The sequence below is a fragment of the Mycobacterium barrassiae genome (assembly GCF_025822765.1).
Taxonomy (GTDB): domain Bacteria; phylum Actinomycetota; class Actinomycetes; order Mycobacteriales; family Mycobacteriaceae; genus Mycobacterium; species Mycobacterium barrassiae.
In genome coordinates, this window is the sequence record NZ_JACKUK010000017.1 from 40746 (window position 1) to 54478 (window position 13733).

15 protein-coding genes are annotated in these 13733 nt (G+C 67.4%); 10 read left to right on the forward strand and 5 right to left on the reverse strand.

Annotated elements, in window-relative coordinates:
• Window positions 1-132 precede the first annotated feature (132 nt).
• Window positions 133-1170, forward strand: a complete 1038-nt coding sequence (locus H7J93_RS09305) for a TerC family protein (RefSeq protein WP_267306000.1) — start codon at window positions 133-135, stop codon at window positions 1168-1170.
• A 44-nt stretch (window positions 1171-1214) separates the two neighbouring features.
• A complete protein-coding gene (locus H7J93_RS09310) occupies window positions 1215-1610 on the forward strand; it encodes a hypothetical protein (RefSeq protein WP_267306001.1) in 396 nt (131 codons plus the stop codon).
• Here H7J93_RS09310 and H7J93_RS09315 read toward each other — a convergent pair.
• Window positions 1592-2737: a serine hydrolase domain-containing protein gene (locus tag H7J93_RS09315; protein WP_267306002.1), complete on the reverse strand. Its 1146-nt coding sequence runs from the start codon at window positions 2735-2737 to the stop codon at window positions 1592-1594. The genes H7J93_RS09310 and H7J93_RS09315 overlap by 19 nt on opposite strands.
• 112 nt (window positions 2738-2849) lie before the next feature.
• On the opposite strand from H7J93_RS09315, the gene H7J93_RS09320 reads away from it, so the two are divergent.
• Entirely contained in the window at window positions 2850-3083 is a 234-nt protein-coding gene (locus tag H7J93_RS09320; RefSeq protein ID WP_267306003.1) for a hypothetical protein, read from the forward strand.
• Window positions 3077-3616, forward strand: a complete 540-nt coding sequence (locus H7J93_RS09325) for a hypothetical protein (RefSeq protein ID WP_267306004.1) — start codon at window positions 3077-3079, stop codon at window positions 3614-3616. The genes H7J93_RS09320 and H7J93_RS09325 overlap by 7 nt, the downstream gene beginning before the upstream one ends.
• Window positions 3617-3622: 6 nt before the next feature.
• Here H7J93_RS09325 and H7J93_RS09330 read toward each other — a convergent pair whose 3' ends face one another.
• Together H7J93_RS09330 and H7J93_RS09335 are read right to left on the reverse strand one after the other, a co-directional pair.
• The gene (locus tag H7J93_RS09330; RefSeq protein ID WP_267306053.1) at window positions 3623-4138 is read right to left on the reverse strand and encodes a 2-oxo-4-hydroxy-4-carboxy-5-ureidoimidazoline decarboxylase; all 516 of its coding nucleotides are present in this window, start codon (window positions 4136-4138) and stop codon (window positions 3623-3625) included.
• A 105-nt stretch (window positions 4139-4243) separates the two neighbouring features.
• Window positions 4244-4732: an inorganic diphosphatase gene (locus H7J93_RS09335; protein WP_267306005.1), complete on the reverse strand. Its 489-nt coding sequence runs from the start codon at window positions 4730-4732 to the stop codon at window positions 4244-4246.
• Window positions 4733-4820: 88 nt separating this feature from the next.
• Here H7J93_RS09335 and H7J93_RS09340 point away from each other — a divergent pair, with 88 nt between their 5' ends.
• From H7J93_RS09340 to H7J93_RS09365, 6 genes are read left to right on the forward strand one after another with little or no spacing between them, the layout of a single operon-like run.
• On the forward strand, window positions 4821-5675 hold the full coding sequence (locus H7J93_RS09340) for a DUF6159 family protein (RefSeq protein ID WP_267306006.1): 855 nt from the start codon (window positions 4821-4823) through the stop codon (window positions 5673-5675).
• Between the two features lie 25 nt (window positions 5676-5700).
• Window positions 5701-7080 (forward strand): D-alanyl-D-alanine carboxypeptidase/D-alanyl-D-alanine endopeptidase, encoded by a 1380-nt coding sequence (dacB, locus tag H7J93_RS09345; protein ID WP_267306007.1) that lies wholly within the window; start codon window positions 5701-5703, stop codon window positions 7078-7080.
• On the forward strand, window positions 7077-8138 hold the full coding sequence (locus H7J93_RS09350) for an Rv3626c family coenzyme F420 biosynthesis-associated protein (protein WP_267306008.1): 1062 nt from the start codon (window positions 7077-7079) through the stop codon (window positions 8136-8138). The genes dacB and H7J93_RS09350 overlap by 4 nt, the downstream gene beginning before the upstream one ends.
• The gene (tilS, locus tag H7J93_RS09355) at window positions 8117-9079 is read left to right on the forward strand and encodes a tRNA lysidine(34) synthetase TilS (protein ID WP_267306009.1); all 963 of its coding nucleotides are present in this window, start codon (window positions 8117-8119) and stop codon (window positions 9077-9079) included. Before H7J93_RS09350 ends, tilS begins: the two co-directional genes overlap by 22 nt.
• Window positions 9080-9120: 41 nt before the next feature.
• Window positions 9121-9684, forward strand: coding sequence for a hypoxanthine phosphoribosyltransferase (hpt, locus tag H7J93_RS09360; protein WP_267306054.1), 564 nt, complete (start codon window positions 9121-9123; stop codon window positions 9682-9684).
• Between the two features lie 19 nt (window positions 9685-9703).
• Window positions 9704-11923, forward strand: a complete 2220-nt coding sequence (locus H7J93_RS09365; protein ID WP_267306010.1) for a molybdopterin-dependent oxidoreductase — start codon at window positions 9704-9706, stop codon at window positions 11921-11923.
• 77 nt (window positions 11924-12000) lie between these two features.
• Here the strand turns inward: H7J93_RS09365 and H7J93_RS09370 are convergent, their stop codons facing one another.
• Complete coding sequence (locus H7J93_RS09370; RefSeq protein WP_267306011.1) at window positions 12001-12753, reverse strand: SIMPL domain-containing protein; 753 nt, start codon at window positions 12751-12753, stop codon at window positions 12001-12003.
• Between the two features lie 51 nt (window positions 12754-12804).
• Window positions 12805-13713 carry an alpha/beta fold hydrolase gene (locus H7J93_RS09375; protein WP_308204912.1) on the reverse strand — a complete coding sequence of 303 codons (909 nt, stop codon included), beginning with the start codon at window positions 13711-13713 and terminating at the stop codon, window positions 12805-12807.
• Window positions 13714-13733: the final 20 nt, after the last annotated feature.

Below are 13733 nucleotides of genomic sequence, written 5' to 3' on the forward strand. Positions count from 1 at the left end.
TCAGATGCGGAGGGGAGTATTCCTTCGCCGTAGCGTCGTCATCACGTCGACCTCCATCGGACGACCGGTGCTGCGGACCGCGCGGTCGTCGCGGTGGAAGAGACCTCCGGCGTTTTGACGACCGGAGGCTTTGTGAACGTTTCTCAACTCGAGTGGATCATCACGCTGGGCGTGACGATCGCGATCCTGGTGTTCGACGTGATCGTGATCGGGCGTCGTCCGCACGAACCGACGAAACGTGAAACCGGGACCTACCTGACGATCTACATCACGCTCGCGGTGGCCTTCGGGGTGTGGGTGTGGTTCTTCCACGGCGCACAGTTCGGCCTCGAGTTCTTTGCGGGGTGGCTCACCGAATACAGCCTGTCGGTGGACAACCTGTTCATCTTCCTGATCATCATGGCCAGCTTCAACGTGCCGAGGAAATTCCAGCAGCAGGCGCTGCTCGTCGGCATCATCCTGGCGTTGATCTTCCGCGGCATCTTCATCGCGCTCGGCGCGGTCGCGATCAACCAGTTCTCCTGGATCTTCTACGCATTCGGCGCCTTTTTGGTTTACACCGCCATCAACCTGGTGCGCGACACCGACCACGACGACGACGCCGACAACTTCGTGGTGCGCTTCGCGCGCAAGCACCTCAGCCTCACCGATGAGTGGCACGGCCTGAAGATGTGGATCAAGGAAAACGGCAAGCGGCTGATGACGCCGATGTTCCTCGTGATCGTCGCGCTCGGCACCACAGACCTGCTCTTCGCGCTGGACTCGATACCCGCGATCTACGGCCTGACCCGCGAGCCCTACCTGGTCTTCGCGGCGAACGTGTTCGCCCTGATGGGTCTGCGCCAGCTGTACTTCCTGCTGGGTGATCTGCTGCGCCGCCTGGTCTACCTGTCGCAGGGGCTGGCCATCATCCTCGCGTTCATCGGTGTGAAGCTGATCCTGCACGCGCTGCACGAGAACGAGCTGCCGTTCATCAACGGCGGCGAGCATGTGCCGGTGCCGGAGATCCCGACGCTGGCCAGCCTCGGCGTGATCATTGTGACGTTGCTCATAACCACCGCGGCGAGCCTGTACAAAACGCGCGTGCACGACGTGAAAAACGGCAGGCAGACGCCTGAAAATGAGGCTGAGAAGCCCGAGGGGTCCGCAGAGCACTTGGACTCGCACTGATCGCAAGGATCGACGGCGATCCTGGCCGCGCCTAGCGTGACAGTGTGCGGCTTTTCGTGGCGGACGGCGCTGACGGACACTGGAGTGAGTTGACCGACGGTGTCGAGCCGGCTGTGCGCGTCGTCGCCGACGACCTGCTGCAGGCGAAGCGGGCTCGCAACCGGATCCGGGCCGATTCCGACGACGTCGCCGTCATCCTCGACCTCACTGTTGCGGTGGCAGCCGACTTCCGTTCGGCGCGAACCGAACTCGAATCGACCGACGGCGTTCGCTACGCGGGCACTGTCGACGGCCTGGCCGGGTTGATCGCCGATATCAAAACGGCAGGCGTGGCCGACGGTGTCACGCTGATTGCGGCGTCACCGCATCAGGATCTCCGCGCACTGGGTCTGGACGTGCTCGACTGGCTGGCCATCCGGGGTCAGGCGAGGGCCTCGTAGATCAGCCTGAAGTAGCGGTCGGTGCGCGCCGACCCCTCGATGCCCGGCCCCATCTTGTTCATCACGTAGGCGACGGTGGTACGACGGTCGGGGTTCATGGTCTCCCACGATCCGCCCCAACCGCCCCAGAAACAGATCCGTCCTTCGGGGACGAACGGGATCGATTCCGGTTGCGGGAGCCCGAAGCCCAGCCCGAATCTCAGCGGGTGATTGAGCAGAACGAGATCCGTTCCGTCGGACTGGACTTCGAAAATCCTGTCGATGGTCTGCGGGCGCAGTAGCTCGACGCCGTCCACCGTGCCGCCCAGCGAGATCGCCGACAGGATGCGGGCCAGTGACCGGGCGTTGCCATGGCCATTGGCGCCGCCGATGTCTGCAGCCCGCCACCCATCGGTGTTGGCCACGGCGGGATCCGGCGCCGGCCCTGTGAAGGTCTTCAGCATCGGGGCCGGCCACTGATCCATCGGCGGCAGGTCGAGCGGGTCGGTCGCGGGGATGATCTCCGCGATCCGGTCGGCATCAGCGGGCGTCGCGCCGATCTGGAAGTCGGCACCGAGCGGACCTGCGATCTCGTCGCGCACGAACTCCTTCAACGGCTTTCCGGTCACCCGGCGCAGCACCTCGCCGATGAGGTGTCCGTAGTTCAGGGCGTGATACCCGGACGCGGTCCCCGGCTCCCACCACGGCGCCTGGGCGGCCAGCGCGGCCGTCGACTTCGCCCAGTCGAAGACGTCCTCGACGACGACCGGCTGGTCCCAGCCGGAAACACCCGATGTGTGCGACATCAGATGACGAAACTCGATGTGCTGCTTGCCGTTCGCTGCGAACTCGGGCCAATACGTCGCCACCGGGGCATCGGGTTCGACCAGACCCCGGTCGATCAGCATCAGCGCAGCGAGCGCCGTGACCGTCTTGGTCGACGACCACACGTTGACGATCGTGTCCCGCGTCCATGGCACGGTTTTGGCGGCGTCGGAGTGTCCGCCCCACATGTCGACGACGAGTTCGCCGTCGATGTCGATCGCGATCGCGGCACCGACCTCCTCACCGCGGGTGATCTCTTCGGCGAGCGCCTCGGCGACCTTGTCGAACCCTGGATCCCAGTGCCCGTGCAGTAGCTCATGCATCGGACCATCATGCTGCGGGACACGACGCTTTGTTCCGGCAATTGGGAAGTGGTTTCAGCGTCGGCGCGGTACCTTCTGCATGACCCGGTGTCAATGTCGCAGAGGAGCACCTATGCACAAACTCACGATGGCGGTCGCGGCGGCCGCACTCATGGCGGGACCGATTCTGACAGCGCCGACAGCAGCGGCGGGATCGGTCCAGGACACGACCTACACCTCACCTTCACTTCCCGCTGTTCCCAAGGTGGTCGCACTCGACTGCGAAGGCACCACGGGCAACATGGGCTGTGGTCCCGGCTGGTTCTGGCGCGATGGCTGGCGCGGATGGGCGTGCTACCCATGCTGACGACGAAGAGGTATGCGAAGGCGGCAGGAGCGTTCGCCGCCATGGCCGTTGCGGCGACGATCGGCGGGTTGGGTTCTGCCGCAGCGCAATCCAACGATCTCAGCACGCTGCCGGTGGACCCGAACCTCCTCACGGATTCGCTGGCGTACAGCGCGGCGCCGTTCGTCATCAATCCGAACGGCCAGCAAGGCATTCAGGCCGAGTACACCCACCGCGAAGGCGGCACCCGTTCGATCACCACCACGATCCTGCTCTATCCCAACGAGGAGGCAGCGGCTGCATCGCTTTCGGCCGCAGCGGATCAGGTGGCGGCGCCGAGGAAGGTGGCCGCCGGGGTGGGCGCCAACGGGAATCTGTTCTCGGGGACGACGCTCGACGGCACGCAGTCGACGAGCGTGCTGACGTTCACTCAGGGCAACGCGGCCACGACGATTCAGTTCGACGGTCCGCTAAACGATCCTGCGCCAGAGGAATTCGTGATCGACCTCGGCAAGAAGCAGGACACGGCGATTCTGGACTGGCAGGGGGTTTAGCCCCCCTCACCAGTTGTCGTAACCGCCCTCGGGGCCCAGCATGCGTTCGAGGCGGGTGCGGTTGATCCGCGCGAGTTCGTTGCGCACGACCTTGCGCTCGGTCTCGGTGTCGTTGTGCAGACGGTCGGACATCGTCGCAAGCACGTCCTGTGCGGTGTAGCCGTTGATGAACATGACGAAGCCGAAGCCGAAGTGCTCCAGATAGCGCTTCGACGCCTGGCCCAGTTGATCCATCACGTCGGGCTGATCGCACCAGATGGCGCACTGCTCCGCGGCCGACTTCTCGCTGCCGGGCCTGCGACCGATGTCGGGGTAGGCCTGCAGGATCGTGTCGATCGACTCCTCGGCGAGCCCGAACAGCAGCGCGTCGGCCGCTCGGAAGAGTTCGTCGTGGTTGGCGAACGGCCGACTGCGGCACAGATCGGCTGCCAGCGGGACGCTGTAGCAGCATTCGAAGATGGCGTGCACCGCTCGCCGCATCGGCATTGCGTTGAACGCCTCGAGGCCGATCCCCTGATGCATCAACACGCCGTCATCATCGAAGGCGCAGGGTACGCCCGCGTTACCGAATGTTACGGCGATGAAAAATCACGGCCCGAAAGGAGCCGGGCCGGCAACAGCGGGGGGTCAGTGACCGGCGTTCTTGAACCGCTCGATCGAGGCCTGAAGTTCGGCCTCGGCCTTCTCGCGACCCACCCAGTCCGCGGCCTTGACGTACTTGCCGGGCTCGAGGTCCTTGTAGTGCACGAAGAAGTGCTTGATCGCGTCGAGTTCGTAGGCAGGTACGTCTTCGAGGTCCTGGATGTGGTCCCAGCGTCCGTCGCCGGCAGGCACGCACAGCAGCTTGTCGTCGCCGCCGGCCTCGTCGGTCATCTGGAACATCGCGACCGGACGTGCCTCGACGATGCAGCCCGGGAACACGGACTCCGGCAGCAGGACCAGCGCGTCGAGCGGATCGCCGTCCTCGCCGAGCGTGTTCTCGAAAAAGCCGTAATCGGTCGGGTAGCCCATCGCGGTGTAGAGGTAGCGGTCCAGCTTCACCCGGCCGGTGTCGTGGTCCACCTCGTACTTGTTCCGCGAACCCTTCGGGATCTCGATGACTACGTCGAACTCCACGGCGGTGCCTTCCTGCCCTGTACTGAGGTATTGGGGACGGCATCACCCTAATCTGCCTACGATTCTCGCCACCTACTCGGGAGGCGCCATGGGCAGAATCTCTACCGGCTGGGCTCTGACGAAGCAGAGCTGGGCTGTTCTGAAGAACGACCGGTCGCTGGTGATCTTCCCGATCCTGTCGGCGGTGTTCGCGAGCATCGCGGTCGTCGTGATCATGGTTCCGGCGGCGTTCGCCGACGCCATGGTGCAGGGCGGGGCGAACAACCAGGAAGGCATCATCGCTGCCGTCGGCGCGGCCGTGACCATCTATGTGTCCACGTTCTTCGCCATTTTCTTCAATGTGGCGCTGGCCGCATGTGCTGCGCGCTCGCTGCGGGGTGAGGACACCAAGGTTGGTGAAGGTATCTCGGCTGCGATGCGCCAACTCGGGCCGATCCTGGGATGGACCGTCGTCGCGGGGACCGTCGGGGTGATCCTGCGGGTTCTGGAGAACCGCTTGCCGCTCCTGGGGCAGATCGCGACGGCGATAGCCGGGGCCGCGTGGTCGGTCGCAACGTTCTTCGTCGTTCCCGTGATCGCGATGGAGGGCACGGGACCGTTTGCCTCGTTGAAGCGGTCGGTGCAGGTCATCAAGGCCAAATGGGGTGAGGGTGCGACCGGGCAGATCGCGATCTCTGCGGCGACGGGGTTGATCGTGTTCGCGATCGTGTTCGGCGGTGGCGGAATCGCCGCTGCCCTGGTCGCCATCAAACTGCAACCGGTCGCCATCGCGGTCGGGGTCGTCACGGTGGCCGCCGTGATCATCGTCGCGGTCGTCTCCAGCGCGATGAACTCGATCTTCCGCGTCGCCGTCTACCAGTACGCGATCACCGGTCAGACGCCTGTCGCGTTCGACCCCCAGTTGGTGCAGGCGACGTTCGGTGCACGCGGCCGACGGGCGTGATCGGGGTCAACGGATACCCTGAGCTATGCGGCCAACCAGATGGGGGCGTTCCACCCATGCGTTGATCGCGGTGGCGGTGCTGGTGCTGGTCGCCGCCGTCGTCGCGGTTTCGGCCATGGTCACGGGCGGCGGCTCCCCCGATGCGGCGGCGGTCAAGCCGCCACCCCCGGCGGCGACGGCGAACCCGGGCATCGTGCCGGTTTCCGACTCAGCCCCCAAGCCCACCAAGGACCGGCTGGCCGCCGTGCTGGCGCCCGTGCTCGCCGATCCCAATCTCGGCAAGTTCACCGGTCGCATCACCGACGCGATCACCGGCGCGGAGCTCTGGTCGCAGGGCGCCGACGTGCCGATGCAACCCGCGTCGACCAACAAGACGCTGACCGCCGCCGCGGCACTGTTTACCCTCGACCGGGACGCCCGGCTGACCACCCGGGTGTTCAGCACCGACAAACCGGGTGTGGTGGTCCTCAAGGGCGGCGGTGACCAGACGCTGTCGGCGGCCAAGCCCGGCGATGCCACCTGGTACCGCGATGCGGCGCGTATCAGCGATCTGGCCGAGCAGGTGGAGGCCGCCGGGATCGACCCCACCGCCGTGCAGGTCGATGTGAGCCAGTACAGCGGCCCGACGATGGCGCACGGCTGGGATCCGGCCGACATCGACGGCGGTGACATCGCACCGATGGAATCGGTGATGCTCGATGGCGGCCGCACCCAGCCCGTCAGTGTCGACTCCACGCGATCCAAGACACCGGCGCTCGACGCCGGCCGCGCGCTGGCCGTCGCGCTCGGCGTCGACCCTGCCAAGGTGACCGTCGTGCCGGGGGCCGCTCGCGGTGGCCAGGAGATCGGGTCGGTGCAGTCGCCGCCGCTGATCGATCGGCTGCGCGACATGATGAACGCCTCGGACAACGTGATGGCCGAGTCGATCGGCCGCGAGGTGGCCGCCAAACTCGGCCTCCCGCAGAGCTTCGACGGCGCGGTGCGGGCGGTCCTGCGCCAGCTCGAAGCCGCCAAGATCGACACGACGAACGCCAGGCTCTTCGATGCCAGCGGGTTGTCCGTCGATGACCGGCTCACCGCGGAGACCCTCGACGAAGTCGTCAACGCCGCCGCGGGCAACGACCAGCCCAAGCTGCGTCCGCTGGTCGAACTGCTGCCGATCGCCGGTGGTAGCGGCACGCTGTCCAATCGCTACCTCGGCACCGATGCCCACCGGGCCGCTGCCGGTTTCCTGCGGGCCAAGACCGGATCGCTCACCGGAACCAACTCGCTGGCCGGCATCATCACCGATGCGAGCGGACGCGTCCTCACCTTCGCGTTCATCTCCAACGACGCGGGGCCGACAGGTCTGATCGCCCTGGACAACTTCGCCGCCACACTGCGGTCGTGCGGATGCAGCGCATGAGTTCAGAAACCGTGACTGCGCCCAACGTCGGCCGCGCCGTCGATTGGAAGTTCGCCACCGAGGTCGGCGAGAAGCTGGTGCGACCTGGTCCGGCAGCTTCCGACTACACCCGTTGTCAGGTCATCGAGCAACTGCCGGAGGCGTCCCGGCAGGCCGAGGTGCCGGTGCGCGAGGTCACCGGTCTCAACGAAGGCGGCGAGATCCCCGAAGCACGAATCGTCGACCGCCCGCAGTGGATTCACGCGGCGGCGCAGTCGATGCGGGTGATGACCGGCGGCACCGACAAGCCGAAGGGTTTCATCAGCGGGCGGATCGCGGGCGCGCAGACCGGCGCCGTGCTCGCGTTCGTCTCGCAGGGGATCCTCGGACAGTACGATCCGTTTGGCCGCCAGGGCGGTGAACTCCTGCTGGTGTATCCGAACGTGATCGGTGTCGAGCGCCAATTGCGGGTCCAGCCAAGCGATTTCCGGCTCTGGGTCTGTCTGCACGAGGTCACCCACCGGGTTCAGTTCCGGGCCAATCCGTGGCTGGCCGAACATATGTCGCAGTCGCTGGCGGTGCTCACCCAGGACGCCGGGGACGACGTCGCCCAGATGGTGGGCCGGCTCGCGGCGTTCATCCGCAGCCGTCGCGACTATGTCATCGACGCTGACACGGAACCGAATTCGACGGGAATGATCGGTCTGATGAGGGCCGTGCAGGCCGAACCGCAGCGTAAGGCGCTGGACCAACTGCTGGTCTTGGGCACGCTCCTGGAAGGCCACGCGGACCACGTGATGGATGCCGTCGGACCCAAGGTGGTGCCGTCGGTGGCGACGATCCGCAAACGCTTCGACGAACGGCGCCAACGCAAGCAGCCTCCCCTGCAGCGAATCATGCGGGCGCTGCTCGGGATCGACGCCAAACTGCTCCAGTACACGCGCGGCAAGGCGTTCGTCGACCACGTGGTGTCACGGGTCGGGATGACGCGGTTCAACGCTGTCTGGTCCAGCCCCGAAACCCTGCCCCTGCCAACGGAAATCGACAAGCCGCAACGGTGGATCGACAGAGTCCTGTAGCCGCACTGCGGGCGGCCCTCAAGGCGTTCGTACGCGAGTACGGCGATACCGATTCGCGGTGGTGCGTCGCGCTGTCCGGGGGACCCGACTCGCTGGCGTTGACCGCGGTGGCGGCCGAGGTGAAACCGACGACCGCCCTGATCGTCGACCATCGCCTCCAGGCCGGCTCCGACCAGGTGGCTGCGACCGCGCGTGAACAGGCACTCGTGTTGGGATGTGTTGATGCTCAAGTGCTTTGCGTCGATGTCGGCACCGAGGGCGGTCCCGAGGCCGCTGCACGTACCGCCCGCTACCGGGCGCTGGAGGCCGCGCGTGGCGAGGCGCCGGTGCTGCTCGCACACACCCTCGACGACCAGGCCGAGACGGTGCTCCTCGGCCTTGGCCGCGGCTCGGGCGCACGCTCCATCGCGGGTATGCGCCCGCACGATCCGCCGTGGTACCGGCCGCTGCTCGGCGTCCGGCGCGCGGTGACGCACGCGGCGTGCGAGGAGTTGAACCTCACACCGTGGCACGACCCGCACAACACCGACCGCCGGTTCACCCGGACCCGGCTGCGCACCGAGGTACTCCCGCTGCTGGAAGACGTGCTCGGCGGCGGTGTCGCCGAGGCGCTGGCCCGCACCGCCGCTGCGCTGCGCGAGGACAGCGAGACGCTCGACGAGCTGGCGGCCCGCGAACTCGCCGAGGTGTCCGTCGCCGACGGCCTGGACACCGCGCGACTGGTCAAGCTGCCGGATGCCGTCCGGCGCAGGGTGATTCGAGGCTGGCTGTTGGCCGGCGGCGCCAGCGCCCTGACCGACAAGCAGATCCGCGGCGTGGACACCTTGGTGACGGCGTGGCGCGGGCAGGGCGGTGTCGCGGTCGGTTCGCCGTTGCGCAGCAGGCGGCTGATCGCGGGTCGCCGCGGCGGGATGCTGACCCTGCACACCGAGCCGGTGTGAAAACATGGCACGCTGTGCACGTGGCCGCGGAATCCACCGACATGTACCCCGGTGATATCAAGTCGGTGCTCCTGTCGTCGGACGAGATCCAGGCGAAAGTCGCCGAGCTGGGACATCAGCTGGGCGAGGACTACCGCGACGCCATCGTCGGGGGCACCCAGGACCTGCTGCTGATCACGGTCCTGAAGGGCGCTGTCTTCTTCGTGACCGACCTGGCCAGGGCGATCCCGCTGCCGACGCAGCTCGAGTTCATGGCGGTCAGCTCCTACGGGTCGTCGACATCCTCCTCGGGCGTGGTGCGCATCCTCAAGGACCTCGACCGCGACATCAACGATCGCGACGTGCTGATCGTCGAGGACATCGTCGACTCCGGGTTGACGCTGTCATGGCTGCTGCGCAACCTCGCGACCCGGCATCCGCGGTCGTTACGGGTCTGCACGCTGATGCGCAAACCCGAGGCCGTCCGCGCCGACGTCGACATCGCCTACGTCGGGTTCGACATCCCCAACGAGTTCGTCGTCGGGTACGGCCTCGACTACGCCGAGCGCTATCGCGACCTGCCTTACATCGGCACTCTGGACCCAAAGGTGTACGAGCAGGCGTAATCGGCGCACGATGTTGGGCATGACGCATACAGCCCTGCGGATCTGCCCCCTGTGCGAGGCCACCTGCGGCCTTACCCTGACGATCGACGACGGCCGGCTGACCGGTGCGCGCGGCGACCGCGACGACGTGTTCAGCCACGGCTTCATCTGCCCCAAGGGGGCGAGCTTCGCCGAGCTCGACAACGATCCCGACCGGTTGGCGCGGCCGCTGGTCCGGCGTGACGGCGTGCTGACCGAGGCGAGCTGGGACGAGGCGTTCGCCGCGGTCGCCGAGGGCCTCGGTGCCGTCGTCGCCGAGCACGGCGGCACGTCGGTCGGGGTGTACCTCGGCAACCCCAATGCGCACACCGTTGCGGGCGCGCTGTATCCGCCGGTCATCATCCGCGCACTCGGCACCCGGCAGGTGTTCAGCGCGAGCACGCTCGACCAGATGCCCAAGCACGTCGCGCTCGGCCTGATGTTCGGCAGCCCGGTCGCGTTCACCGTGCCCGATCTCGACCGCACGGACTACCTCGTCGTCATCGGCGCGAATCCCCTTGTGTCCAACGGCAGTCTGGCGACCGCACCCGATTTCGGGGGCAAGCTGCGGGCCCTGCGCAAGCGCGGCGGCAAGCTCGTCGTCATCGATCCCGCCCGCACGCGCACCGCCGAGCTCGCCGACCGTCACCTCGCCCCCCGGCCGGGCACCGATCCCGCGCTGATGCTCGCCGTCGTGCACGTGCTGTTCGACGAGGGCCTGGTCGACCTCGGCACTGTCGCCGATCACGTCAACGGTGTCGACGATGTCCGCGCGGTCGCGGCCGACTTCGGACCGGACGCCGTGACCGAGTACTGCGGAGTCGCCGCGGACGACATCCGCGTGCTGGCCCGCGAGCTCGCCGCAGCGCCGACCGCCGCCGTGTACGGGCGGATCGGCACCTCCACGGTCGAATTCGGGACGTTGGGCAGCTGGCTGGTGGACGTCATCAACGTGCTGACGGGCAATCTCGACCGGCTGGGCGGCGCGATGTTCCCGCTCGGTGCGACGGCGCCCGCGCCCCGCCCGCCGAAAGCCGGCCGCGGATTCGGCGTCGGCCGCTGGCACAGCCGGGTCTCGGGCTACCCCGAAGCGCTGTCCGAATTTCCGGCGGCCGCGCTCGCCGAGGAGATCGACACCCCCGGCGACGGGCAGATCAAGGCGATGATCACGATCGCCGGAAACCCCGTACTGTCCGCCCCCGACGGCGACCGCCTCGGCCGTGCGCTCGCAGGCGTCGAGTTCATGGTGAGCATCGACCCGTACCTGAACGAGACGACCCGCCACGCCGACGTCATCCTGCCGCCACCGCCGCCGTCACAGAGCCCCCACTTCGACTTCGCCCTCAACAATCTCGCGGTGCGCAACAACGTCCGCTATTCGCCGCCCGTGCTGCCGACAGAAGGTCGGCCCGACGAGGCGGAGATCCTGTCGCGGATCGCGCTCGTGCTGTTCGGTGCCGGCGTCGACGGTGATCCCTCCGTCGTCGACGAACAGGTCATCGCAATGACGTTGGCGAAGGAGACCTCCGATCCCGGCTCACCGGTCGCCGGTCGCCCCGTCGCCGAACTGACCGCGATGCTGCCTGCGGGTCCGGGGTACGAGCGCCGCCTCGACATGATGCTGCGGCTCGGCGCCTACGGCGACGCGTTCGGCGCCAAGCCGGACGGCCTCACGCTGCAGCGAGTCAAGGAGTCCCCGCACGGCATCGACCTCGGCCCGCTGCGGCCGCGGCTACTGGAGGTCCTGCGAACACCAACGGGCAGAATCGAACTCGCGCCGCCGCCCCTGCTCGAGGAGGCGGCGCGACTGCGGGACGCGCTGGACCGTCGGGCGGATCGGTTCGTGCTGATCGGGCGACGTCACCTGCGCTCCAACAACAGCTGGATGCACAACGTGCCCGCATTGGCAGGCGGCACCAACCGCTGCACACTGCGCATCCATCCCGACGACGCCGCCGAACTCGGCCTCACCGACACCGCGGTCGTGAAGGGCCCCGGCGGCGAGCTGCTGGCTCCGATCGAAATCACCGACGGCATGCGGCGCGGTGTGGTGTCGCTGCCGCACGGCTGGGGTCACGACCGCGACGGCACCGGCCAGGAACTCGCTTCGCGTAATCCCGGGGTCAACGTCAATCAGCTCAACGCAGGCAATCAGCTCGACCCGTTGTCCGGCACGGCGGTGCTGAACGGAATCCCGGTCGACATCGCGCCCGCGGGCTGATTTTCTTCCCGCGAGCAGACGTGAAAACCCCCAATTTCCGTGCAAAAAAGGGGGGTTTTCGCGTCTGCTCGCGAGGGCTAGGTGAGCTCCCAGATCACCGTCACGTTGAACCCGACGGTCTGCTGGCCAGGTTGGAGCGGCACCGGTGCGGCGGCCATGTCGGCGCGTGGACTCTGAAACGGGACGGGCGGCTGGGTGCCCGCGACCTCCGAAATCGAGATCACGCTGCCAAGGGTGAGTCCGGACAGTTGGGCGTACTGCTCGGCGCGTTCCTTGGCGTCGCCGAAGGCGCGGCTGCGGGCGTCGCGGACGAGTTGCGAGTCGTCCTCGATCGAATAGCTCACGTTGTTGATCCGGGTGGCATTGCCGCCGGTGCTGATGATCAGCGCGAGGGCCTGCGAGGCCGCGTCGAGCTGGCGGATCTTCACGTCGATCGTGTTGCTCGCGCGGTAGCCGACGATCGTGGTGCTGTCGGTGGTCGCGAACTGCGGCTGCAGGCTCACCTCGGTGGTGCTGATGTCGTCGCGGTCGACGCCGGCGTCGACCAGTGCGTTGATCACCCCTAGCTGACGATCGCTGACCTGGTTCATCGCGCCGGTCACATCAGGGGCGGTGAATTCGATCGACGCGCTGACGTTCAACGTGTCCGGAGTGCCCTTGACTTCACCTGAACCCACGACGGTGACCTGCCGGACTTGCGGCTCGGCGGCCGTGGTCGGGGCCGCGATCGGACCCGACGAGGCGTCGCAACCCGACAGTGTGACAACGAGTCCCGCGGCGGCGAGAACGAGGAGCCGGATGGGAAACTTCGCACTCGCTGCGATCGACATGTGAGGCACCATACCGTCAGCCAGCATCAAGATCGTGCAGTGCGCGTCGGGCTAGGCTCGGGTCTCCACTTCGCGCAGGAACGCCAACAGGATTCGGTTGACCTCCTCGGGCCGCTCCTGCTGGACCCAGTGCCCGGCACCGTCGATCCACGTTTCGGTGTACGGCCCCGCGACGACCTCACGCGCGCGGGCGGGATTCATCGTCGGGCCCACCGGATCGGCCGTACCTCCGACGAACAGCGCGGGCACCGTGGTCTGCGCACCGGCCAGGTGTGGCGTCGTCTCCCAGTTGCGGTCGTAATTGCGGTACCAGTTCAGGGCGCCGGTGAAGCCGGTCCTGCCGAACTCTGCGACGTAGTGGTCGAACTCGTCGGAGCCGATCCAGTCGGGCAGCGGCGCGTCTCCCTCGAGCAGACCGGCGAACATTCCCCGCATCGTGACGGCCACATCGGCGGCCATCTCGGCGTCGGCGACCCCAGGTTCCTGGAACCGCAGCATGTAGAAGTCCTCGCCGAACTTCTCCCGCCAACGCTCGGTGGGACGGGACCTGGCCCGCGGGATCGGTGGCACGCTGAGCCCGGCGGCTGCGCGGACCCGGTCGGGGTGCAGCAGCGTGGTGTGCCATACGACCATCGCGCCCCAGTCGTGGCCGATGAACACCGCCTGCTCGACGCCGGCGCCGACTTCCGAGTCGAGCAGGCCCACGAGGTCGCCGGTCAGCGCGTGGATGTCGTAGTCCTCGACGGCAGCGGGCCGGCTGGAACCGCCGTACCCGCGCTGATCGGGGGCCAGCACGTGGTAGCCGGCCTCCGCCAGCACCGGGATCTGGTGGCGCCACGAGTAGGCCAGTTCGGGGAAGCCGTGGGCCAGCACCACCAGCGGTGCATCGCGGTCGCCGGCCTCGATGACCCGAAGAGCCACCCCGTTCGTCTCAACCAGCCGCACGGTCGTCGTGAGCACAGCACGAGCCTATCCAGCGT